The organism is Stenotrophomonas maltophilia group sp. SKK55 (assembly GCF_057179845.1).
Window position 1 is genome coordinate 1 of the sequence record NZ_JBXUHP010000056.1, and the last position, 20,680, is coordinate 20,680.

Sequence of the window (20,680 nt, forward strand, 5' to 3'; positions counted from 1 at the left end):
CTACAGAGCGATCGAAAAGACCTAGAGCCGAACGGTCGTCCGCGCCGGGCTCTCGGCACCTAAGGTGCCAGAGTCGGAAGAGATAAGAGCCGAGCCCACGCTCGGCTGCTTCTTCTCACACCCCGACACAGCCGAGCATGGGCTCGGCTCTACAACCGCGCGTTAAGCTGCGCGCCACCCGATCCTGGAGTTTCGCCCCGATGACCACCCGCCGTTTCCTGCAGCTGGATGTGTTTTCCCCGCGCGCCGGCGCTGGCAACCCGCTGGCCGTGGTACTCGATGCCGAGGGCCTGGACGACGCCAGCATGCAGGCCATCGCACGCTGGACGCGCCTGCCCGAGACCACCTTCGTGTTCCCGCCCCAGGCCGCCGGTGCCAGCTACCGGCTGCGCATGTTCAGCCCGCAGAAGGAAGTGCCGTTCGCCGGCCACCCCAGCGTCGGCACGGCGCATGCGGTGCTGCAGGCAGGCCTGGCCACACCGATCGACGGCGTGCTGGTGCAGGACGGCATTGCCGGTGTCCTGCCGCTGCGCGTCAGCGGTGAGGACGCGCAGCAGCGCATCGACATCCGCACCCCGCGCGCGCAGCTGGCCGAGACGACCGAGGTCACCGATCCTCGCCTGCAGGCCGCACTGAAGGGCTGGCCGCTGGGCACGCTGCCGCCGGCGCGCATGCAGGGCGGACGCAGCTGGTGGGTGGTGCAGTTGGCCGATGAAGCCGCATTGCGTGCGCTGCATCCGGACTGGGACGCGGTGGCTGCGCTGGCCGAGTCCACCGACAGCATGGGCGTGTTCGCCTATGCCTTCAGCGATGGCAGTGAGGGATTCGATCTGGCCGTGCGCGCTTTCGTCGGCAATGGTCGGCGCTTCGAGGACGCCGCCTCGGGGGCCGCCAATGCAGTGCTGGCCGCGTGGCTGGACCTGCGCGACGCGCTGCCACGTGGCCGTGCACCGTTCGAAGTCAGCCAGGGCCGCGAAGTCGGCCACGATGCGCGCCTGACCCTGCGGGTCGACGAGGACGGCGAGGTCTGGTCGGGCGGCCAGGTGCAGACCGTCATCACCGGCACCCTTGATTGGTAAAGGGACACTGTAGAGCCGAGCCCACGCTCGGCTGCTCTTCGGCCAGATCACGGGAGCTGCAGAAGCCGAGCATGGGCTCGGCTCTACAGATGCGCCGGCTCAGCCCAGCTCGGCTTCCAGGCTGATCGGCACGGCGCTCAGTGCCTTGGACACCGGGCAGTTCTGCTTGGCGTCATCGGCAATCGCACGGAACTGCGTCGCGTCGATGCCCGGCACCACCGCCTTCACCTTCAGCCGGATCTGCGACAGCTGCGGGCCGCCTTCCAGCGACAGATCGACCTTGGCTTCGGTATCCAGCGAGGTCGGGGTAAAGCCGGCTTCGCCGAGCTTGGCTGACAGCGCCATAGTGAAACAACCCGCGTGCGCGGCGGCAATCAGCTCTTCCGGATTGGTGCCCTTTTCGTCGCCGAAGCGGCTGTTGAAACCGTAGCGGGTCTTGTCCAGCAGCCCACTCTGCGGCGTGCTCAACTGCCCCTTGCCCGTCTTCAGATCGCCTTCCCAGTGCGCGGTGGCGTGTCGCGAGATTCCCATTGTGCTGCTCCTGCGTGGCGGTGATGAACGGCTACCCTCGCACGTCACGCGTTAGCCCTGCGTCGCTCCGCCGCACGCCGGACGTCGCCCCCGAGCCCGGCGCGTGGACACTTCCGCGCCAGCCCGGAACGCATTTTCCTCTTGTTTTCAGTGGTTTCGCGCACCCCACCGATCGGCGGGCGCCGGCGATCGAACACGCTGGCGTGCCCCCATCCCCCACCGCCGACCATGTACTGAATCGGCCTGGATATGAAAAAACATGCACTTTCCGCGCTTCGGGCTATTGGCGGCGCCCGAGAGTTGCCCTACATTGCGCTTGCCGACGGGGTTCGGCGCCGACCAAACAACCAACCGTTCACGGAACAGGAAACCATGGCAAAGACCGCTAAGAAGGCTGCCCCGAAGAAGGCAGCGAAGAAAGTCGCGACGAAGGCAGCCGCCAAGCCGGCCGCTCCGAAGCCGATCAAGGAAGTGCTGACCAAGTCCGGCCTGGTTGCACACATCGCTGAAGCCTCCGGCGTCATCGCCAAGGACGTCCGCGCTGTGCTGGCCTCGCTGGAAAGCGCCGTCGCCTCCTCGGTGCACAAGAAGGGCGCTGGCTCCTTCACCCTGCCGGGCCTGCTGAAGATCACCACCGTCAATGTGCCGGCCAAGCCGAAGCGCAAGGGCATCAACCCGTTCACCAAGGAAGAGCAGTGGTTCGCCGCCAAGCCGGCCACCACCAAGCTGAAGGTGCGTCCGCTGAAGAAGCTGAAGGACGCCGCGCTGTAAGCGCGCGCCCCAACGTGGATTCCGACGGGACGGCTCTGGCCGTCCCGTTTTTTTTTGCGTGCCCCGCGGTAGATCCACGCCATGCGTGGATGCGTCGCGCTGCGGCAATCCGCAACACAGCGTTGCCGCCTCCCCGGGAATGCCCGCACAGGCCCGTCACCACTGGCCGAGCGCGGCCTGGGCAGGTGCTGGAACGTACCGGGTGGAACACTGCGTGCAGCGCCGGCCGTCGCCTCAGGCCGTGGCCTTGCCTATGGTGGGCACATCCTCCACAGCTACGGCGAGCACACCCTCATGGCCAGCCCCTCCACCCGCTACCGGATCTCGGTGACCCCCATCGAAAAGGACGGGCTGCAGTGCACAGGGCGCTGCACCATCGAACTGGAGCATCGCGCCAGCCGCGACCTGATGCGCCTGCTGGAGGCGGCCCCGCGTACCGCCGGTATCAGCGGCGACGAGCGTGCGACCCTGGTGATCGCCACCCAGCTGCTGCGCGACATCGTGCAGCGCCATGCCGAGACCGGCGGCCACGCATTGGCGGCCATCGCCGGCCAAGTCCTGCCAGCGCTGGACGCTCTGGATCAGCTGCCCTCCTCCCGCTGATCCCGGCGCAATCGCTACACTGCCACCCTTCAGGTTGCCTCGGGGAGGAGGCAGACATGCGCAGGATAATGTTGCTGATCGCCCCCCTGGTGCTGCTGGGCTGTTCACGCCCGGCAGCACAGACGACCGGCGACATCGCGGCAGCGTCCGCTCCCGTCGCTGCTACCGCAGCCGTGGACACCCGCACCGGCCCCGATCCCGCAGCAATGCAGGCAAGTGAAATGCCGGTGCTGTCTGCTGTCGCCGACGATGCCGAGCCGCCATCGACGATGCTCAACCGCTACGTAGCGGCGTTGCTCAACCGCGACCGCGCCGCCAGCGATGCCGCCTGGACGATCCCGCCCAGCGACCCGCGGCATGCGGACGACGCCGCGCTGCGGCAGCTGCAGGACCTGCGCACCCTGCGCCTGCACAGCGATCCCCCGGTCGCCCGCGACGACCGGCAGCCACCGCGGCTGCTTGAAGTGCCGGTGCAGATCCGCGCGATCACCGCCAACGGTACGTTCCGCTTCGGTGGCTGGTACCGCGTGCAACCCAGCAGCGATGGCAGCGCCTGGCAGATCCAGTCGGCGCAACTGCGTCCAATGCTGGACTGAACCGTTACAGCCGCATGCACGCGCGATTCAGCCTGCACGGCTACTCTTTGATCCATCCATTCCCTGCCATCGGTCACCGCCATGCGCCTGCGTTCCCTGATGACCCGCCTCGCTGCCTCCACCGTACTGATCGCCGCTGCGATCGGCGCGCAGGCGGCTCCCTCCATTTCCGGCCGCGAACTGTCGGTGGGTGCCAGCGACGTCCAGCAGTACCTCGATGGCAGCTTCCCGCGCACCCAGGACGCCCTTGGCGGCCTGATCTCCCTGACCATGAGCCATCCTCAGCTGAGCCTTCCGGCCGGCGAGCGCTTGAACTTGGGCATGGACGTGGCACTGGCCACCGCCGGTGGCAACCCGGCCAAACTGGGTACGGTGAAGCTCAGCAGCGGCCTGCGCTACGACGCGCAGACCCAGGGCTTCCACCTCCAGCAGCCCAGCGTGGACGACTTCACCCCGGCCAACCAGGGCGGCCGCCTCGACTCACGCACCCGTGGCCTGCTCAATGCCTGGCTGAGCGACTACGCCCAGCGCGAACCGATCTACAAGCTGGACCCGGCGGTGGCCGGGGTGCTCGGCGCGCTGCAGGTACAGGCGGCACAGGTCAAGAACGGCAAGCTGGTGGTCACCTTCAACCAGAACCTGGGCAACCTGGTGCCGGCAGGCCTGCTGGGCAAATAAGGTGGTGCCGGGCGCTGGCCGGCAGCGCAGACTGCACTGCCGGCCAGCGGCCGGCACTACCGGTATAGCGGATCACGCGGCAAGCGCTTTTACCACCGCCTCGCTGAAAGCAGGAATGTCATCCGGCTTGCGGCTGGTGATCACGTTGCCGTCGACCACGACCTCGGCGTCGCGCCAGTTCGCGCCCGCGTTGGCCAGATCCTGCTGAAGGGAGGGCCAGGAGGTCAGCGCGCGGCCATCGGCCAGGCCGCTGTTGATCAGCAGCCACGGGCCATGACAGATCGCGGCGACGGGCTTGCCGGCTTCATCCACTGAGCGGATGAAGCTGAGCACCGCGTCGTCGGTGCGCAGTGTGTCCGGATTGATGACGCCCCCTGGCAGCACCAAGGCATCAAAGCCCGCCGGGTCCGCCTCGTCCAGCGGAATGTCGACCGCGACGGCGTCGCCCCAGTTCTTCTCTTTCCAGCCCTTGATGGTCGCCTCCTTTGCGGGCGACACCACGCTGACCCGCGCACCTTCCGCTTCCAGCAGCCGCTTGGGCTCGGTCAATTCGGACTGTTCAAAGCCGTGGGTCGCGAGGATTGCGATCTGTTTGCCCTTCAATCGCTCTGCCATGGGTGCACTCCAGTTGGGGAGTGCACAGCGTGGACGAACGGCCCTTGCACGGCGGTGACCCTGCCGTGCACGGCAGGTGGAGAGCCTCCCGCTGGTGCCGGCCGCTGGCCGGCTCCTGCATCGCGCCATGCCGGCCAGCGGCCGGCCCTACCCGGTACCGGTCAGCGCTTGGGCTGCAGCATGGTGCCGGTGCACTTGGGCGAGCCGCAGCGGCATTCCCAGATCTTCTTCAACTTGGCGGTGTGGCGCTCGGCCAGGGTGATGCCGTAGTTGTAGGTCAGCTCTTCGCCAGCCTTGATATCGCGCAGCGCCTCGATGAACACCTTGTCACCACGGCTGTCGCCGTCCTCATCCTCCTCGATCACCGCCTCGCAGTTCGGGTCGCAGCTGTGGTTGATCCAGCGCGCGTCGTTGCCCTTGTAGTTGGCGTCGATCACCCAGTCGTCATTGAGGGTGAACAGGAAGGTATGGCCGCTTTCGACGTCGCCGCTGTCATCGGCATCAACGTCGCCGTGGCTGCGCAGCAGGCCCTTGTACTGGATCACGCGCTCGCCCTGCTTGATCGGGGCGACGGCGAACACGCCGTTGCCATGGATGGCGGACTTGCGGGCTTGGATCTTCTTCGGCATCGGCACGGGCTGTTTGCAGCGGATGGAACAGGGATTCTCGCCCATTCCGGGTGATTGCGAAAATCACCCGGTTGGCGCAGCATGGCGCCCCCGGCAGCGCCCGCTGGCAGAGCCTCCCGGCCCGGCCCCAGCGCCGGCTGAATGCCCGGGTTGGATGGTGACGAATAAAAGCGTACAATTTCAGTCCGCTTTAAGAACCACTCGCATCCCCATGTTGCGCGTCACCAAGCTCACCGATTACGCCACCGTCGTGCTGACCGTGCTCGCCGCCCGTCCGGGCGAGGTGCTCAGTGCCACCGAACTGGCCGAATTCACCGGCCTGGAGCCGCCCACCGTCAGCAAGGTACTCAAGCCGCTGGCCCAGGCCGGCCTGGTCGAAGGCCTGCGCGGCGTCCGTGGCGGCTACCGGCTGACCCGCCCGGCCATCGAGATCTCGCTGTTCGAAGTGGTCGAAGCGATGGAGGGGCCGCTGGCCCTGACCGAATGCAGCCACGACCACCACCAGTGCGGCATGGCGCCCAAGTGCGGCGCGCGCAGCAGCTGGCGGTTGATCAACGACGTGGTGTCCGAGGCCCTGCGCGACGTCAGTCTTGCGCAGATCCTGCCCCCCCTTCCCCTTGCCGATGACGAACAGCGCCGCACCATCGCTGTCGACGTCGTCTCCTGATCCACAGGCAGCCCCCCATGGCCACCGAAACCATCGAAAACGTCGCCCACGACGACACCCCCAACCGCGAGATCCACGAGCAGCTCGGCCGCAAGTATTCGGCTGGCTTCATCACCGAGATCGAGTCGGACTCCCTGCCGCCGGGCCTGGACGAGGACACCATCCGTGCCCTGTCGGCCAAGAAGGACGAGCCGGAGTGGATGACGCAGTGGCGCCTGGACGCCTACCGCCACTTCCTGACCATGCCGATGCCGGACTGGGCCAAGCTGGAGATCGCCCCGATCGACCTGCAGGCGCTCAGCTACTACTCCGCGCCGAAGGGCCCGAAGTACGCCTCGCTGGACGACGTGCCGAAGGAACTGCTCGACACCTACGACAAGCTGGGCGTGCCGCTGCACGAGCGCGCCAAGCTGGCCGGCGTGGCGGTGGATGCGGTGTTCGACTCGGTGTCCGTCGGTACCACCTTCCGCAAGGAACTGGCTGAGAAGGGCATCATCTTCTGCTCGATGTCCGAGGCCATCAAGGAACACCCGGAGCTGGTGCGCCAGTACCTGGGCACCGTGGTGCCGGTGGGTGACAACTACTTCGCCGCGCTCAACTCGGCGGTGTTCTCCGATGGCAGCTTCGTGTTCATTCCCAAAGGCGTGCGCTGCCCGATGGAACTGAGCACCTACTTCCGCATCAACGCCGGCCACACCGGCCAGTTCGAGCGCACCCTGATCGTGTGCGAGGACAAGGCCTACGTGTCCTACCTGGAAGGCTGCACCGCGCCGATGCGCGACGAGAACCAGCTGCACGCCGCAGTGGTCGAGCTGGTCGCGCTGGAAGACGCGGAGATCAAGTACTCCACCGTGCAGAACTGGTACCCGGGCGACGAGAACGGCGTCGGCGGCATCTACAACTTCGTCACCAAGCGTGCCGAATGCCGTGGTGCGCGCAGCAAGGTCACCTGGACCCAGGTCGAGACCGGCTCGGCGATCACCTGGAAGTACCCGTCCTGCGTGCTGCTGGGCGACGACTCGGTCGGTGAGTTCCACTCCGTGGCGCTGACCCATCACCGCCAGCAGGCCGACACCGGCACCAAGATGATCCACGTCGGCAAGCGCACCAAGAGCAAGATCGTCAGCAAGGGCATCAGCGCCGGCCGCGGCCAGAACACCTACCGCGGCCTGGTGCGCGTGGACCGCAATGCCGACGGCGCGCGCAACTACACCCAGTGCGATTCGCTGCTGATCGGCAAGCAGTGCGGCGCCCACACCTTCCCCTACATCGAGGTGAAGAACCCGGGCGCCACCGTCGAGCACGAGGCCACCACCTCCAAGATTTCCGACGACCAGCTGTTCTACTGCCGCGCCCGTGGCATCAGCCAGGAAGACGCGGTGTCGATGATCGTCGACGGCTTCTGCAAGCAGGTGTTCCGCGAACTGCCGATGGAGTTCGCAGTGGAAGCCAAGAAGCTGCTGGAAGTCTCGCTGGAAGGTTCGGTCGGATGAAGGCCCTGTTCGCCCTGGCCCTGCTGCTCGGTACCGCCGCGCCGGCATGGGCGGCAAGCGCCGACGCCGACGGGTGCAATCCTGAAGGCACGCAGATGGAGCTCAACGCCTGCGCCGACCGCGATTTCCGCAAGGCCGACGCCGAGCTCAACGCGGTCTACCGGCAGGTGCTGGCCAAGCTTGCCGGGCAGCCGGTGGCACTGGCCCGGCTGAGGGACGCGCAGCGCCTGTGGGTGCAGCTGCGTGATGCCGATCTGGAGGCGCGCTACCCGGTCGGCAAGGACGAGAATCCGCGCGTCCTGTACGGCTCGATGTACCCGATGCTGTATCTGCACGCCAAGTCCAGCCTGACCGATACGCGCACCACCTACCTGCGCAGCGAATTCCTGGAGCGCAGCGAATACGACCTGTAAGTCGCGCTGCCTGCCATCCCCCATTCGACAAGACGACCATTCCAATGCTGAAGATCGAAAATCTCCACGCCCGCATCGGCGACAAGGAAATCCTCAAGGGCCTGTCGCTGGATGTGAAGCCCGGCCAGGTGCACGCCATCATGGGCCCGAACGGCGCCGGCAAGTCCACCCTGGGCAATGTCCTGGCCGGCCGCGACGGCTACGAAGTGACCGGAGGCAGCGTGCAGTTCGACGGTGTCGACCTGCTGGAGCAGGACCCGGAAGCGCGTGCCGCTGCCGGCCTGTTCCTGGCATTCCAGTACCCGGTGGAGATCCCGGGCGTGAACAACACCTACTTCCTGCGCGCGGCGCTGAACGCCCAGCGCAAGGCACGCGGCGAGGACGAACTCGACTCCATGCAGTTCCTCAAGCTGGTGCGGCAGAAGCTGGCCGTGCTGCACCTGAAGGACGAGCTGCTGCATCGTGGCGTCAACGAAGGCTTCTCCGGCGGCGAGAAGAAGCGCAACGAGATCTTCCAGCTGGCCGTGCTGGAACCGAAGCTGGCGATCCTCGACGAGACCGACTCGGGCCTGGACATCGACGCACTGAAGAGCGTGGCCGACGGCGTCAATGCGCTGCGCGCCGCCGACCGTTCGTTCCTGGTCATCACCCATTACCAGCGCCTGCTGGACTACATCAAGCCGGACGTGGTGCACGTGCTGGCCGATGGCCGCATCGTCAAGAGCGGCGGCCCCGAGCTGGCGCTGGAACTGGAAGCGCACGGCTATGATTTCCTGAAGGACCGGGTCGTGCCCGAGGCGGCGGTCTGATGAGCGCCCTGCTCGACTCGATGGCCCAGGCCTTCTGCGGCAGCGATGCGCGCCGCGAAGTGCTGGATGCGGCCCTGCGCGATGGCCTGCCGGCCGCCCGCAATGAAGCCTGGAAGTACACCTCGCTGCGCCAGCTGGAACGCCGTGCGTTTGCTGCGGCACCGCTGCAGGGCCCGGCGCTGGACGCCGCGCTGCTGGACGACATCCCGGCGCCGCGCCTGGTGTTCGTCAACGGCCGCCTCGATGCCACGCTGAGCGACGTGCAGGCCCTGCCGGCCGGCGTGCAGCTGCAGCCGCTGTCGGCCGCACTGGCCTCCGGCGAAGACGCCGTGCGTTTCCTTGGCCGCCGCTACGAGCGCAGCGAAGAGATCTTCGCCCGCCTCAACGCCGCACTGGCCGATGAAGGCGTGGTGCTGCGCGTGGACGAAGGCGTGCAGGTCGAAGCGCCGCTGCAGCTGGTATTCGCCAGTGTGGCGGGCGAGACCGACCTGGCCTGGCACCACCGCCACCTGATCGAACTGCGTGCCGGCGCCAGCCTGGGCGTGGTCGAGCACCGCTTCAGCGTCGGCGATTCGGCCCACCTGGACAACACCGTGCTGCACGCCCACGTCGCCCGCGATGCCGTGCTCAAGCATGCCCGCGTGCAGGCCAGCAGCGCGCGCCAGACCAGCTTCCTGCGCACCGACGCCGTACTCGCCCGCGACGCGCAGTACCACCGCGTCGACCTGGAACTGGGCGCCGCGCTCAGCCGCCATGAACTGAACGTGCGCCTGGAAGGCGACAATGCCCGGCTGACCGCCAACGGCGTGCTGCTCGGCAATGGCCGCCGCCACGTCGAAACCCGCCTCGGCATCGACCATATCGCCCGCGATACCGCCTGCGAGCTGCTGTGGCGCGGCGTAGCCGCCAACCGCAGCCGCGTGGTGTTCCATGGTGGCATCCAGATCCGCGAAGGCGCCGATGGCACCGACGCGAACCTGTCCAACAAGAACCTGCTGCTGTCGGCCGACGCCGAGATCGACACCCAGCCGACGCTGGTGATCGACGCCGATGAAGTGAAGGCCGCGCACGGCGCGACCGTTGGCCAGCTCGATGCCAATGCGCTGTTCTACCTGCGCTCGCGCGGCCTGCCGCAGGCCCAGGCGCAGGCGCTGCTGAGCGCTGCGTTCTGCCATGAACCGCTGAAGATCCTGCCGGACGCGCTGCGCGCGCAGCTGGCACGCCGCCTGGACAAGGCCCTGGCCGAGGCGGGTGTGGCATGAACCTGTCCACGCCGCGCCCGATCGAAGAACGCACCGGCGCCCCCGACTGGGACCGCGTCCGCCTCGACTTCCCGCTGCTGATGCGCGAAGTACACGGCAAGCCGCTGGTCTATTTCGACAATGCCAACACCGGCCAGAAGCCGGTGCAGGTGATCGGCGCGGTGGACGAGTTCTACCGCCGTTACAACGCCAACGTCAGCCGCGCGGTGCATGCACTGGGCAGCGAAGCCACCGATGCCTACGAAGGTGCGCGCAACACGCTGGCGCGCTTCCTCAACGTGCGCCCCAGCGAGCTGGTGCTGTGCAGCGGCACCACCTTCGCCATCAACCTGGTGGCGTATTCGTGGGCGCTGCCGCGGCTGAAGGCCGGCGACGTGATCCTGGTGTCGCGCATGGAGCACCATGCCAACATCGTGCCGTGGCAGCTGGTCGCGCAGCGTACCGGTGCCACCATCCGCGTGGCCGAGATCACTCCCGATGGTGCGCTGGACCTGGATGCGCTGCGCGCGGCGATGACCCCGGAGGTCAAGCTGCTGGCGGTCACCCATGTCTCCAACGTGCTGGGCACGGTCAACCCGGTGCGCGAGATCTGCCGCGAAGCGCGCAAGCGCGGCATCATCACCGTGGTCGATGGCTCGCAGGCCGTGCCGCACCGCAAGGTCGACGTCGCCGCGATCGGCTGCGATTTCTACGCCATCACCGGCCACAAGATGTGCGGCCCAACCGGTACCGGTGCGCTGTGGGCGCGCCGCGAACACCTGGACGCGATGCCGCCCTTCCTCGGCGGCGGCGAGATGATCAAGGAAGTCAGCTTCGACGGCACCGTGTTCAACGATGCCCCGCACAAGTTCGAAGCCGGCACCCCGAACATCGCCGGCTTCATTGGACTGGGCGTGGCCGCCGACTACCTGCAGCAGCTGGGGCAGGACCACGTGGAAGCGCGCGAAGCCGAACTGCTGGCGCACTTCACCGAAGAACTGCACCGCGTCGATGGCCTGCGCATCATCGGCGAAGCACCGGAAAAGGCGGCCGTGGTCTCATTCCTGATCGACGGCGCACATGCGCATGATCTGGCGACCCTGCTCGACCTGGAAGGCGTGGCCGTGCGGTCAGGCCAGCACTGCGCGCACCCGCTGCTGCAGTACTTCGGCCTTGCAGCAACCTGCCGTGCCTCGTTGGCGTTCTACAACACGCACGCCGAGATCGAGCGGTTCATGACTGCGCTGACCAAGGTGCGCAAGCTGCTGGGATGAGCCCGCAGACTGGGGTCAGATCCCTTTCGCCGCCCGAAAGGGCTCTGACCCCAACTACCCGATCACTCCTGCAGCCGCCGCACCGACGACACACATAGTTCGGCAGGCCACTGGCCAAGATGCCCCTTGCCGCTCACCGCATCCGGCCGCGCCGCCGACACGATCCCGGTCATTTCAAAAGCCTGCTCCGTCGGCAACGTCACCGGCGCGATTCCCTCCACCCAGATGCCGTCTGCCGCCCACGGGTCACGTACCGCCGGTCCCGGATGCAGCGCCGACATTTCCCAGCCTTCGACGTAGGCACCCCGCACCTTTACCAAGCGGCCCTGGTAGCGGACAGGGTGCGCACGCAGTTCCTCCAGGGCGACAGGAAGTGCACGTGCCGGGTTGAACCCAGGGCAGGCAAAACTGTTGAAGGAAGCATCCCTGCCCACGACAGAGCCATCCGTGCACGCGAGCAGGATCGACATCGCCACGATCATGCCGAGCGTAGCGACCTTCATGGCGCCCCCGTCTCCGCCTTGCCAATCCATTTCTGCCTCCTGCGGGAAAGCGATGAACGGCGAGCATAGCCGGCGCTCCGGGGGCAGAGCTCCTCCGCGTTGCGAAAGGGATCTGCCCCCTCCCCCCATTTGCGCCCGCCCACGCCCCACCTAGAATGGGGCGATGAGCACTCTGACCTTCCGCGCCGCCACGCCGGCCGACATTCCCGCCCTGATCACCCTGGTCACCTCGGCCTACCGCGGCGATGCCAGCCGCGTCGGCTGGACCACCGAAGCCGACCTGCTGGACGGTGCCCGCATCGACGCCGAAGGCATCCAGGCCGACCTCGACCGCCCGCGCTCCACCATCCTGCTGGCCGAACGCGAGGGCCAACTGGTGGCCTGCGCCCACGTCGCCGATGTCGACGGCAAGGGCTACTTCGGCATGTTCTCGGTTGATCCGGCGCAGCAGGGCGGCGGCGTCGGCAAGCAGCTGATGGACGCCGCCGAAGCGCACGCCGCACGCGAATGGAACGTGCCGGTGATGCAGATGACGGTGATCGACGTACGCGACGAACTGATCGCCTTCTACGAGCGTCGTGGCTACCAGCGTACCGGCATCAAGAAGCCGTTCCCGTATGGCGACGAACGCTTCGGCATTCCCAAGCGCGACGACCTGCGTTTCGAGATCCTGGAGAAATCGCTGGCCGGAGCGGCCGCGTGAGCGATACCTGGACCTTCGTCTGTGCCGGCAACGAGCTGCTGCCCGGTGAAATGAAGAGCGTGTTCGACGAAGTGACCGGCACGCCGATCGTGGTGTTCAACCTCGACGGCGAGCTGTACGCACTGGAAGACCAGTGTACGCACGAGGAATTCGAGCTGTCCTCGGGCGAATTCAACACCGCCGAAGGCAGCGTGGAGTGCGTACTGCACGGTGCGCGCTTCGACGTGCGCGATGGCCGCGCCCTGTGCGCCCCGGCCTATACGCCGGTACCCAAGTTCCCGGTGAAGCGCGAACACGACGCCGTCTGGACGCGCGACGACCGGGATTGAGGCCGCGCCCCGACCTCGGGGTATCCGCCCGTGGGCTGGATCTGCAGGAGGCCCGCAAGGGCCCTCCCAGGGCGTTCCCCGGCCGCTCCAACATGCCGTACATGCGAATCATTATCGTTGATGTTATTCTACGTAACATCTTCGTAACGACGCCGCCCTCGCGCCATGGCTTCGCCCGCGCCCACCGCCACGTTGTGCCAGCTCGCCCGCCAGGGTTGGCCGTTGCTCGTGGCCGTGCTGCTGACGCTGCTGCTGGGCTGGTCGGCACTGCACGAAGGACGCGGCAATGGCCCTGCTGCCCACGGCTGGCAGGCACACGCTGAAGATCTGCAGCAGGTCATGCCGACGCCGGCCCCGCCGGCGGACGAGTGCCCGCACCATGCGGCACCGGCACCGGAACCGCCGCTGGACGGCGAGGGCGCCGCGCCCTGCACCGGACTGGCTCCCCCGCGCGCCATCCTGGTCGCGCACATTCCGCTGTGGCGATCCGACGCCCTGCGTTGGCAGCGGCACGATCCTGCGCTGCGCTTGAACCCCGGCCACGCACCGCCTGCACCGCACGCCAGTTGAGGCGCCCTGCGGCGGTTGCCGTGCGCCTGTTTACGTTTCCTGCCAGCCGAGCGTCGGCTCGGCTCTACAGATACCGCCTTCTACATGTCGTCGCGCTGTCTGCGCTTCGGCCTTCGCCGTTTCCCGATCCACGCCACTACCCATAGCCATGACCCACATCACGTCCCGCAAACACGCCCCGCGCGTATCCCTGCTCGCCACCGCCACCCTGGCCGCCGGCTTCGCACCGCTGGCCGCGCAGGCTGCCGACAGCGCCGATGCCGGCTCCCGCAATGCCACCGACCTGGACAAGGTGCAGGTGCGCGGCAGCTGGTTCAATCCGTCCTCGCCGAAGTTCACCGCCGAACTGCTGGACACCCCGAAGTCGGTGTCGATCGTGTCGGAAAAGCTGATCGCCGAAACCGGTGCGACCAACCTGCAGGATGCACTGCGCATGGTGCCGGGCATCACCTTCGGTGCCGGCGAAGGCGGCAACCCGACCGGCGACCGCCCCTTCATCCGTGGCTTCGATTCGCAGAGCAACGTCTTCGTCGACGGCCTGCGCGACGTCGGCTCGCAGACCCGCGAGATCTTCGATCTGGAGCAGGTGGAAGTGGTCAAGGGCCCGAGCTCGGCCTACGGTGGCCGTGATTCCGGTGGTGGCAGCCTGAACCTGGTGAGCAAGACGCCTAAGCTGAAGAACGAGACCAACGCCAGCATGGGCATCGGTACCGACAGCTACGCACGCGGCACCGTGGACGCCAACTACGTCCTGGGCGATGGCATCGCCGCGCGCCTGAACCTGATGAAGCACGAATCGGACATCGCTGGCCGCGACGCCGCCAATGTCAGCCGCTGGGGCATCGCGCCGTCGATCGCGTTCGGCCTGAACGGCCCGGCGCAGCTGATCGCCAGCCACTACCACATGCAGAGCGATGACCTGCCGGACGCCGGTGGTTTCCCCTACGGCAACCCGAACGGTGCGCCGGCCTCGAAGTGGGTCGACGGCCGCCCGATGGTGCCGGACCGCAACAACTACTACGGCCTGGTCGACCGTGACTTCCAGCGCACCCGTGCCGACATCAGCACGCTGGATGCCAGCTACGATTTCGGCGGCCACAAGCTGCGCAACATCGCGCGCCTGGGCAACACCAGCAACGATTACCTGTGGACCCAGCCGGACGACAGCCAGGGCAACCCGAACAACTACGGCACCTTGTGGCGCCGTACCAACGCCCGCGCCGTCGACGTCAAGAGCTTCGCCGACCAGCTGGGCCTGACCGGTGCCTTCCAGACCGGCGCGCTCAAGCACAGCTACAGCGCTGGCGTGGAGTACAGCGACGAGAAGATGACCCGCGGCAGCTATCTGATGACCCCGGGCACCAGCAACCCGCTCACCGGCAACAGCAAGTGCCCGACCACCGGCGCGGCCACCGGCTACAACTGCACCGATTTCGCCGATCCGGATCCGCGCGATCCGTGGGCAGCCACCCATTCGGTGTACCGCAGCGACAAGGCACTGGACGTCGAGCAGCGCACCAGGACCACCTCGGCCTACGTGTTCGACACCATCGAGCTCAATGAGCAGTGGATGATCAACCTCGGCCTGCGCTACGACGACTTCCGCACCACCCTGACCACCCCGGTGGCCGGCAAGGCGCCGACCCGCGTGCGCAACAGCAATGACTTCCTGAACTACCAGGCCGGTGTGGTGTTCAAGCCGGCCGCCAACGGCAGCATCTACCTGTCGTGGGGCACCTCCTCGACCCCGCCGGGCATGGACGGTGGTGACGGTTCGGACGGCCTGAGCGCCGCCGTGGCCGACCTCAAGCCGCAGGACACGAAGAACCTCGAACTGGGCACCAAGTGGGACCTGTTCGACCAGCGCCTGAACCTGACCGCAGCGATCTTCCACACCGTGATGAACAACGCACGCGTGACGGTCGACAACGGCACCAGCCAGAACGCCGGCAAGAAGGAGATCAACGGCTTCGAACTGGGCTTCACCGGCCAGCTGACCGACGCCTGGAGCCTGTACGGCGGCTACACCTACCTGGACTCGGAACTGAAGGACAACGGTTTCGTCTGTGGCGCACCAGTGGGCCGCACCTGCCCGTCCAACGTGTACGTGCCGTCGCCGTACAACGGCAACGTGTTCCCGAACACTGCCAAGCACAGCGCCAACCTGTGGACCACCTACCGCTTCCCGATCGGCCTGACCCTCGGCGCCGGCGCGTTCTACTCGGACAAGCAGTACGGTGATGTCGCCAACACCAAGTGGATCCCGAGCTACACCCGCTTCGACGCGATGGCCAGCTACGCGATCCAGGACAACATCAGCCTGCAGCTCAACGTGCAGAACCTGACCGACAAGACCTACTTCACCAAGGCCTATGCCTCGCACTACGCGAGCATCGCCCCGGGTCGCTCGGCCACTCTGGCACTGAACGTCAAGTTCTGATGTAACGGCGCTCCACCACGGCGGCAGGCGCTCTCCTGCCGCCGTTTTTGTTTCCGGCGATACTCACCCCATGGCAACCCGTACCCCCATCGACAGCGACGCCCTGGCCGAGCTGCTGCAGCACGATCCACAGGCTGCGTTCGCACGCGTGCGCGACGCCGCACAGGCCGGGCAGGTCGAGGCGCAGCTGCTGCTCGCGCAGATGCACATGGAAGGTAAAGGCACCGCGCAGGACGCCTCGGCTGCGCTGCTCTGGTACGAAACCGCCGCCAACAACGGCGCGCCGATGGCGATGAACATGCTCGGCCGCTGCCATGAGCTGGGCCAGGGCACCACGCCCGATCCCACGCTGGCCGCGGTGTGGTACCGGCGCGCGGCCGACACCGGCCTGGACTGGGGCCTGTACAACCTGGCCAACCTGCTGGCCACCGGCCGCGGCGTGCCCCAGGACCGCGCGCAGGCACTGGCCCTGTACACCCGCGCCGCGCATCTGGGCCATGCCAAATCGATGAACCTGCTGGCCCGCCACCTCGAGGACGGGCTGGACACCGCAGCCGATCCGCAGGCAGCGCTGGCCTGGTACCAGCGCGCGGCCGAGGCCGGTGATTTCCGCGGCCAGGCCAACTACGCCTCGATCCTGCTGCAGGCCGGCCAGGTCGAGCAGGCCGTGCACTGGCTGCAGCTTGCACTGGCGCACGGCAGCCCGGCGTTCATGGCGCACATCGTGCCGGAGCTGGCCGCATCGCCGCATCCACAGGTGCGCGCCCTGGTCGCACCGCCGTCGCTCTGAGGAGTTCCGCATGCTGCTGCACATCCCCGATATTCTCAGCGCCGACCAGGTGGCCGACTTCCGCCGCCGACTGGATGCCGCCGACTGGACCGATGGCCGCGAAACCGTCGGCCATCTGGGCGCGCAGGCCAAGCACAACCAGCAGCTGCCCGAGGCGTCGCCGCTGCGCCGCGAGCTGGGCGAGATCATCCTCGTCGCGCTGGCCCGGCATCCGCTGTTCTTCAGCGCCGCGCTGCCACTGAAGTACCTGCCACCGCGCTTCAACCGTTACAGCGGCGGCGGCACCTACGGCTTCCATGTCGATGGCGCGGTGATGAACCTGGCCAACGGCGAACAGCTGCGTTCGGACATCTCCTGCACCCTGTTCCTGTCCGCGCCCGAGGAGTACGAAGGCGGCGAGCTGATCATCAGCGACACCTACGGCGAGCACGAAGTGAAGCTGCCGGCTGGCGACCTGATCGTCTACCCGTCCAGCAGCCTGCATCAAGTGCGCCCCGTCACCCGCGGCGCACGCGTGGCTTCGTTCTTCTGGGTGCAGAGCATGATCCGCGACGACGTGCAGCGCCGCCTGTTGTGGGAAATGGATGGCTCGATCGAGCGCCTGCGGCAGACCGGCGGCGACGCCGAGGCGATCCTGCAGCTGACCGGCGTGTACCACAACCTTTTGCGGCGCTGGAGCGAAGTCTGAGCCTTGCCGGGCCGGTCCGCGAAATTTTGGCAATCATTCTCATTTGCAACAGCTAACGGCTCTCATTACAATCACGCCCCGTTGATGCCGGCCGCTGCCGGCAGACCCCTGGGGACCCCTGCTTGCTGCGTCCGCTTCGCCCTCGCCCGCTCATCCATCGCAAGATGGGCACCGCCATGCGCGGCCAGCGTCCGGCGCTGGCCAGCCTGCTGGCATGGGTGGCGATGCTGGCGTTGCTGCTGGGCACCCTGCCACTGCTGCCACAGGCCCAGGCTGGAATGGCCATGCAGATGCCGCTGGAAGAGCGCGGTGGCGAAAGCCCCCTGCAGGAAGAGGCGCCGGCCAAGCTGCGCCGCGGTGCATCCACTCCGGTGAAAGCGGCCGAGCAGGCACACCCGCCGTTGCTGCTGGCCAGCCACTGGCTGCGCACTGAACTCGAACTCGTACCCGCCACGCCGGCCATGCCCGGCGTGCGCCCGGACTGGCCGCTGGCCGCTCCGGACACGCCCTGGGCCGATGCGCCCGGGCGCCGCCAGCAGCGCGGCCAGGCGCCCCCGCTGGCCTGATCCACGGCCTGGCGTGACCGCCTGCGCGGTCGCGCCTGCACGTCGCTGCCTGCTTCATCCCTGCCGCCCCTGACCGGGCCTTCCGTGCCCGCCGCGCGCTTCGCGCACGGCATCGCGCCACCCTGCATTCTTCGAGGTAATTGCCATGGCCCAGCGCCATCGTGTCCGTTCGTCCCTGTCCCGTACCCTGCTGACCAGCGCCGTGCTCGCGGCTTTCGCCAGCCCCGCCTTCGCCCACGGTGACGCCGTCGGCGCCCCGCAGGCGCTGGACAAGGTGGTGGTCACCGCCTCCGGCTTCGAACAGAAGGTGATCGATGCCCCGGCCAGCATCAGCGTGGTCAGCCGCGAGGAACTGAGCAAGCGCCCGTATACCAGCCTGGTCGATGCGCTGCGCGACGTCGAAGGCATCGACGTGGGCCTGGAAGCGACCGACAAGAACGGCCGTGCCACCGTGTCGATGCGCGGTCTGCCGTCCGAGTACACCCTGGTGCTGATCGACGGCCGTCGCCAGAGCAATGTCGGCCAGATCTACCCGAACAACTTCGGTGGCGGCCAGTTCGCCTACCTGCCGCCACTGGAGGCGATCGAACGCATCGAAGTCGTGCGCGGGCCGATGTCCACGCTGTACGGCTCGGACGCGATGGGCGGCGTCATCAACATCATCACCCGCCGCAACCAGGACAGCTGGCACGGCTCGGTGACCCAAGGCTTCACCGTGCAGCAGGACGACCAGTTCGGCGATGCGCGCACCACCGACCTCTACCTGAGCGGCCCACTGCTGAAGGACCGCCTCAGCCTGGCGGTACGCGGCAGCTACTACGATGCCAAGGCATCGAACCCGGAATGGGATGCACTGACCCTTCCCGACGGTACGCCGTGGGAGCGCAGCATCGGCTTCGGCGGTGGCGGCAAGTCGGTCGCCAACACCAACTGGAACACCGGTGTGCGCCTGGACTTCCGCATCAACGACGATCACGAACTGTGGCTGGACTACGACGTGTCGCGGCAGAAATACGACAACAGCGAAGGCCAGACCGGCACCCTCGACAGTCTGGCCAGCCTGTGGCGCGTCGGCAATGCGATCATTCCCAACCCGAACGGCAGCGGCACCGTCACCCGTCGCGTGGTGCAGCCGCGCGTGGGCTACACCGCCTACCAGCGCTACGAGCGCGATCAGCTGTCGCTGACCCATCAGGGCCGCTACAGCTTCGGCACCTGGCAGACCTCACTGACCCACAGCAAGAGCAACAACCTGGGTCGTTCGCTGCCGCTGACCCTGGACGAGCGTGCCAACCTGCAGACGCTGTGGAATGACGTCTGCCGCCGCACCGGCGCCGCCAACCACTGTGCGGCCGGCCGAGGCAACGCCCTGGCCGCCCTCAACCCGAGTGAGACGGCGCGCCTGCAGGCGTTCCTGCCGCGCCCGCTGCGCAGCATGGAACTGGAAGGCTACGTGCTCGACACGATGCTCGACCTGGACTTCGGCGCGCACACGCTGACGGTGGGTGGCCAGTACAACAACACTGACATGGTCGACGGTGTGTTTGGCATGGATGGCGCCGGCTACCGCAGCAACGTCAAGCAGAAACACCGCATGTGGGCGCTGTTTGCCGAGGACAACTGGGCGCTGACCGACACCCTCACTGCCACCTTCGGCCTGCGCTACGACGACCACAACGTGTTCGGCAGCCACGTCAGCCCGCGTGGCTACCTGGTGTGGAACGCCAGCGATGCGTGGACCTTCAAGGGCGGCGTCAGCACCGGCTACAAGACCCCGCGACCGGACCAGCTGTTCCCGGGCATCACCGGCTTCGGTGGCCAGGGCGTGCTGCCATTGGTCGGTTCGCCGAACCTGAAGCCTGAAACCAGCACCAACTACGAGCTGGCCGCCTACTACGAGGGCCAGCGCTGGGGCTTCAACGTCACCGGCTTCTTCAACACGTTCGAAGACAAGATCGCCAGCGGCGGCACCTTCCCCAACTGCGAAGTGGCGCGCGCCGGCAGCGGCTACTGCGTGGACATCGGCCCGGGCTGGGCCGCACTGGGCTACAGCACCTTCACCCAGAGCGTGAACATCGACAAGGCTGAAACGCGGGGTGCCGAACTGGCCGCCCACGTCGACCTGCTCGACACCCTGCAGCTGCGCGGCAACTACACCTGGACCAGGAGCGAGCAGACCCGTGGCGCACAGAAGGGGCTGCCGATCAGCGGCACCATGCCGGCAAAACACATGGCCAACGCCAGCCTCAACTGGCAGGTCAACGAAGCGGTCAGCCTGTCGCTGATCGGCGAGGGCCGCTACGACCGCTACCGCGACACGCTGCTGGACGCCAACGGCGCCAGCCACACCCGCTACTACGAGGACTACACGATCTTCCATCTGGGTGGCAGCTGGAAGGCCACGCCCTGGCTGACGGTGAACGCACGGGTCAACAACCTGTTCGACAAGGATTTCGTCTCGCAGTCGTGCCTGTTGATCAGCCAGAGCGAATTCAACTGCGTGGACGACTATGCGACCAAGGACCAGCGGCGCAGCTACTGGATTTCGCTGAACGCGAAGTTCTGATCGCCGGGCCCTGCTCCTGCTCCACGCATGGCGTGGATCTACCGATCGGTAGTGCCGGCCGCTGGCCGGCACCCCGGAATGCCTGCTCCGGGATACAGAACGATACGCAATTGCGAGCTATTCTCA

23 protein-coding genes are annotated in these 20,680 nt (G+C 67.2%); 19 read left to right on the top strand and 4 right to left on the bottom strand.

All coding sequences use genetic code 11. The features are described from left to right. Positions 1–200 precede the first annotated feature (200 nt). Positions 201–1,079, top strand: coding sequence for a PhzF family phenazine biosynthesis protein (locus AC2A1N_RS16620; RefSeq protein WP_484372919.1), 879 nt, complete (start codon positions 201–203; stop codon positions 1,077–1,079). Between the two features lie 99 nt (positions 1,080–1,178). On the opposite strand, the gene AC2A1N_RS16625 is transcribed toward AC2A1N_RS16620, so the two are convergent. Then, on the bottom strand, positions 1,179–1,610 hold the full coding sequence (locus tag AC2A1N_RS16625; RefSeq protein WP_061479212.1) for an OsmC family protein: 432 nt from the start codon (positions 1,608–1,610) through the stop codon (positions 1,179–1,181). A gap of 372 nt (positions 1,611–1,982) precedes the next feature. On the opposite strand from AC2A1N_RS16625, the gene AC2A1N_RS16630 reads away from it, so the two are divergent. The 4 genes from AC2A1N_RS16630 (at position 1,983) to AC2A1N_RS16645 (ending at position 4,258) form a co-directional block, all read left to right on the top strand. Then, entirely contained in the window at positions 1,983–2,381 is a 399-nt protein-coding gene (locus tag AC2A1N_RS16630) for an HU family DNA-binding protein (RefSeq protein ID WP_005415606.1), read from the top strand. A 294-nt stretch (positions 2,382–2,675) separates the two neighbouring features. Then, a complete protein-coding gene (locus AC2A1N_RS16635; RefSeq protein WP_005415605.1) occupies positions 2,676–2,984 on the top strand; it encodes a DUF3861 family protein in 309 nt (102 codons plus the stop codon). A 56-nt stretch (positions 2,985–3,040) separates the two neighbouring features. Next, positions 3,041–3,580 carry a hypothetical protein gene (locus tag AC2A1N_RS16640; protein ID WP_484372921.1) on the top strand — a complete coding sequence of 180 codons (540 nt, stop codon included), beginning with the start codon at positions 3,041–3,043 and terminating at the stop codon, positions 3,578–3,580. Between the two features lie 81 nt (positions 3,581–3,661). Beyond that, positions 3,662–4,258 (top strand): YceB family lipoprotein, encoded by a 597-nt coding sequence (locus AC2A1N_RS16645; protein ID WP_005415603.1) that lies wholly within the window; start codon positions 3,662–3,664, stop codon positions 4,256–4,258. A gap of 72 nt (positions 4,259–4,330) precedes the next feature. Here the strand turns inward: AC2A1N_RS16645 and AC2A1N_RS16650 are convergent, their stop codons facing one another. After that, on the bottom strand, positions 4,331–4,873 hold the full coding sequence (locus tag AC2A1N_RS16650) for a type 1 glutamine amidotransferase domain-containing protein (protein ID WP_134968777.1): 543 nt from the start codon (positions 4,871–4,873) through the stop codon (positions 4,331–4,333). Positions 4,874–5,034: 161 nt separating this feature from the next. Beyond that, entirely contained in the window at positions 5,035–5,502 is a 468-nt protein-coding gene (locus AC2A1N_RS16655; RefSeq protein WP_012479369.1) for an SET domain-containing protein, read from the bottom strand. A gap of 211 nt (positions 5,503–5,713) precedes the next feature. On the opposite strand from AC2A1N_RS16655, the gene AC2A1N_RS16660 reads away from it, so the two are divergent. The 6 genes from AC2A1N_RS16660 to AC2A1N_RS16685 are packed head-to-tail and all read left to right on the top strand — an operon-like array spanning position 5,714 to position 11,399. Further along, positions 5,714–6,169, top strand: coding sequence for an SUF system Fe-S cluster assembly regulator (locus AC2A1N_RS16660; RefSeq protein ID WP_049414161.1), 456 nt, complete (start codon positions 5,714–5,716; stop codon positions 6,167–6,169). A gap of 17 nt (positions 6,170–6,186) precedes the next feature. Further along, complete coding sequence (gene sufB, locus AC2A1N_RS16665) at positions 6,187–7,662, top strand: Fe-S cluster assembly protein SufB (RefSeq protein WP_005408435.1); 1,476 nt, start codon at positions 6,187–6,189, stop codon at positions 7,660–7,662. Next, positions 7,659–8,075, top strand: coding sequence for a lysozyme inhibitor LprI family protein (locus tag AC2A1N_RS16670; RefSeq protein ID WP_484372924.1), 417 nt, complete (start codon positions 7,659–7,661; stop codon positions 8,073–8,075). Before sufB ends, AC2A1N_RS16670 begins: the two co-directional genes overlap by 4 nt. A gap of 44 nt (positions 8,076–8,119) precedes the next feature. After that, on the top strand, positions 8,120–8,884 hold the full coding sequence (sufC, locus tag AC2A1N_RS16675) for a Fe-S cluster assembly ATPase SufC (RefSeq protein ID WP_484372926.1): 765 nt from the start codon (positions 8,120–8,122) through the stop codon (positions 8,882–8,884). After that, positions 8,884–10,146 carry a Fe-S cluster assembly protein SufD gene (sufD, locus tag AC2A1N_RS16680; protein ID WP_061479217.1) on the top strand — a complete coding sequence of 421 codons (1,263 nt, stop codon included), beginning with the start codon at positions 8,884–8,886 and terminating at the stop codon, positions 10,144–10,146. The genes sufC and sufD overlap by 1 nt, the downstream gene beginning before the upstream one ends. Then, a complete protein-coding gene (locus tag AC2A1N_RS16685) occupies positions 10,143–11,399 on the top strand; it encodes a cysteine desulfurase (protein ID WP_061479218.1) in 1,257 nt (418 codons plus the stop codon). The genes sufD and AC2A1N_RS16685 overlap by 4 nt, the downstream gene beginning before the upstream one ends. Before the next feature lie 62 nt (positions 11,400–11,461). On the opposite strand, the gene AC2A1N_RS16690 is transcribed toward AC2A1N_RS16685, so the two are convergent. After that, the gene (locus AC2A1N_RS16690) at positions 11,462–11,902 is read right to left on the bottom strand and encodes a hypothetical protein (protein ID WP_478458099.1); all 441 of its coding nucleotides are present in this window, start codon (positions 11,900–11,902) and stop codon (positions 11,462–11,464) included. Between the two features lie 163 nt (positions 11,903–12,065). Here AC2A1N_RS16690 and AC2A1N_RS16695 point away from each other — a divergent pair, with 163 nt between their 5' ends. The 8 genes from AC2A1N_RS16695 (at position 12,066) to AC2A1N_RS16730 (ending at position 20,554) form a co-directional block, all read left to right on the top strand. Next, a complete protein-coding gene (locus AC2A1N_RS16695; protein WP_061479220.1) occupies positions 12,066–12,605 on the top strand; it encodes a GNAT family N-acetyltransferase in 540 nt (179 codons plus the stop codon). Further along, positions 12,602–12,934, top strand: coding sequence for a non-heme iron oxygenase ferredoxin subunit (locus tag AC2A1N_RS16700; protein ID WP_061479221.1), 333 nt, complete (start codon positions 12,602–12,604; stop codon positions 12,932–12,934). The genes AC2A1N_RS16695 and AC2A1N_RS16700 overlap by 4 nt, the downstream gene beginning before the upstream one ends. Before the next feature lie 165 nt (positions 12,935–13,099). After that, complete coding sequence (locus AC2A1N_RS16705; protein WP_061479222.1) at positions 13,100–13,504, top strand: hypothetical protein; 405 nt, start codon at positions 13,100–13,102, stop codon at positions 13,502–13,504. A 148-nt stretch (positions 13,505–13,652) separates the two neighbouring features. After that, the gene (locus AC2A1N_RS16710) at positions 13,653–15,944 is read left to right on the top strand and encodes a TonB-dependent receptor (RefSeq protein ID WP_061479223.1); all 2,292 of its coding nucleotides are present in this window, start codon (positions 13,653–13,655) and stop codon (positions 15,942–15,944) included. Between the two features lie 70 nt (positions 15,945–16,014). Further along, positions 16,015–16,734, top strand: coding sequence for a tetratricopeptide repeat protein (locus AC2A1N_RS16715; RefSeq protein WP_061479224.1), 720 nt, complete (start codon positions 16,015–16,017; stop codon positions 16,732–16,734). A 10-nt stretch (positions 16,735–16,744) separates the two neighbouring features. Then, entirely contained in the window at positions 16,745–17,422 is a 678-nt protein-coding gene (locus AC2A1N_RS16720; protein ID WP_061479225.1) for a Fe2+-dependent dioxygenase, read from the top strand. A 164-nt stretch (positions 17,423–17,586) separates the two neighbouring features. Then, positions 17,587–17,988, top strand: coding sequence for a hypothetical protein (locus tag AC2A1N_RS16725; RefSeq protein WP_061479226.1), 402 nt, complete (start codon positions 17,587–17,589; stop codon positions 17,986–17,988). Positions 17,989–18,133: 145 nt separating this feature from the next. Further along, complete coding sequence (locus tag AC2A1N_RS16730; protein WP_484372931.1) at positions 18,134–20,554, top strand: TonB-dependent receptor domain-containing protein; 2,421 nt, start codon at positions 18,134–18,136, stop codon at positions 20,552–20,554. Positions 20,555–20,680: the final 126 nt, after the last annotated feature.

Coding starts and splice junctions, on each gene's coding strand:
- AC2A1N_RS16620 (WP_484372919.1), top strand. CDS start 201: ATGACCACCCGCCGTTTCCTGCAGCTGGATGTGTTTTCCCCGCGCGCC.
- AC2A1N_RS16625 (WP_061479212.1), bottom strand. CDS start 1,610: ATGGGAATCTCGCGACACGCCACCGCGCACTGGGAAGGCGATCTGAAG.
- AC2A1N_RS16630 (WP_005415606.1), top strand. CDS start 1,983: ATGGCAAAGACCGCTAAGAAGGCTGCCCCGAAGAAGGCAGCGAAGAAA.
- AC2A1N_RS16635 (WP_005415605.1), top strand. CDS start 2,676: ATGGCCAGCCCCTCCACCCGCTACCGGATCTCGGTGACCCCCATCGAA.
- AC2A1N_RS16640 (WP_484372921.1), top strand. CDS start 3,041: ATGCGCAGGATAATGTTGCTGATCGCCCCCCTGGTGCTGCTGGGCTGT.
- AC2A1N_RS16645 (WP_005415603.1), top strand. CDS start 3,662: ATGCGCCTGCGTTCCCTGATGACCCGCCTCGCTGCCTCCACCGTACTG.
- AC2A1N_RS16650 (WP_134968777.1), bottom strand. CDS start 4,873: ATGGCAGAGCGATTGAAGGGCAAACAGATCGCAATCCTCGCGACCCAC.
- AC2A1N_RS16655 (WP_012479369.1), bottom strand. CDS start 5,502: ATGCCGAAGAAGATCCAAGCCCGCAAGTCCGCCATCCATGGCAACGGC.
- AC2A1N_RS16660 (WP_049414161.1), top strand. CDS start 5,714: ATGTTGCGCGTCACCAAGCTCACCGATTACGCCACCGTCGTGCTGACC.
- sufB (WP_005408435.1), top strand. CDS start 6,187: ATGGCCACCGAAACCATCGAAAACGTCGCCCACGACGACACCCCCAAC.
- AC2A1N_RS16670 (WP_484372924.1), top strand. CDS start 7,659: ATGAAGGCCCTGTTCGCCCTGGCCCTGCTGCTCGGTACCGCCGCGCCG.
- sufC (WP_484372926.1), top strand. CDS start 8,120: ATGCTGAAGATCGAAAATCTCCACGCCCGCATCGGCGACAAGGAAATC.
- sufD (WP_061479217.1), top strand. CDS start 8,884: ATGAGCGCCCTGCTCGACTCGATGGCCCAGGCCTTCTGCGGCAGCGAT.
- AC2A1N_RS16685 (WP_061479218.1), top strand. CDS start 10,143: ATGAACCTGTCCACGCCGCGCCCGATCGAAGAACGCACCGGCGCCCCC.
- AC2A1N_RS16690 (WP_478458099.1), bottom strand. CDS start 11,902: ATGAAGGTCGCTACGCTCGGCATGATCGTGGCGATGTCGATCCTGCTC.
- AC2A1N_RS16695 (WP_061479220.1), top strand. CDS start 12,066: ATGAGCACTCTGACCTTCCGCGCCGCCACGCCGGCCGACATTCCCGCC.
- AC2A1N_RS16705 (WP_061479222.1), top strand. CDS start 13,100: ATGGCTTCGCCCGCGCCCACCGCCACGTTGTGCCAGCTCGCCCGCCAG.
- AC2A1N_RS16710 (WP_061479223.1), top strand. CDS start 13,653: ATGACCCACATCACGTCCCGCAAACACGCCCCGCGCGTATCCCTGCTC.
- AC2A1N_RS16715 (WP_061479224.1), top strand. CDS start 16,015: ATGGCAACCCGTACCCCCATCGACAGCGACGCCCTGGCCGAGCTGCTG.
- AC2A1N_RS16720 (WP_061479225.1), top strand. CDS start 16,745: ATGCTGCTGCACATCCCCGATATTCTCAGCGCCGACCAGGTGGCCGAC.
- AC2A1N_RS16725 (WP_061479226.1), top strand. CDS start 17,587: ATGGGCACCGCCATGCGCGGCCAGCGTCCGGCGCTGGCCAGCCTGCTG.
- AC2A1N_RS16730 (WP_484372931.1), top strand. CDS start 18,134: ATGGCCCAGCGCCATCGTGTCCGTTCGTCCCTGTCCCGTACCCTGCTG.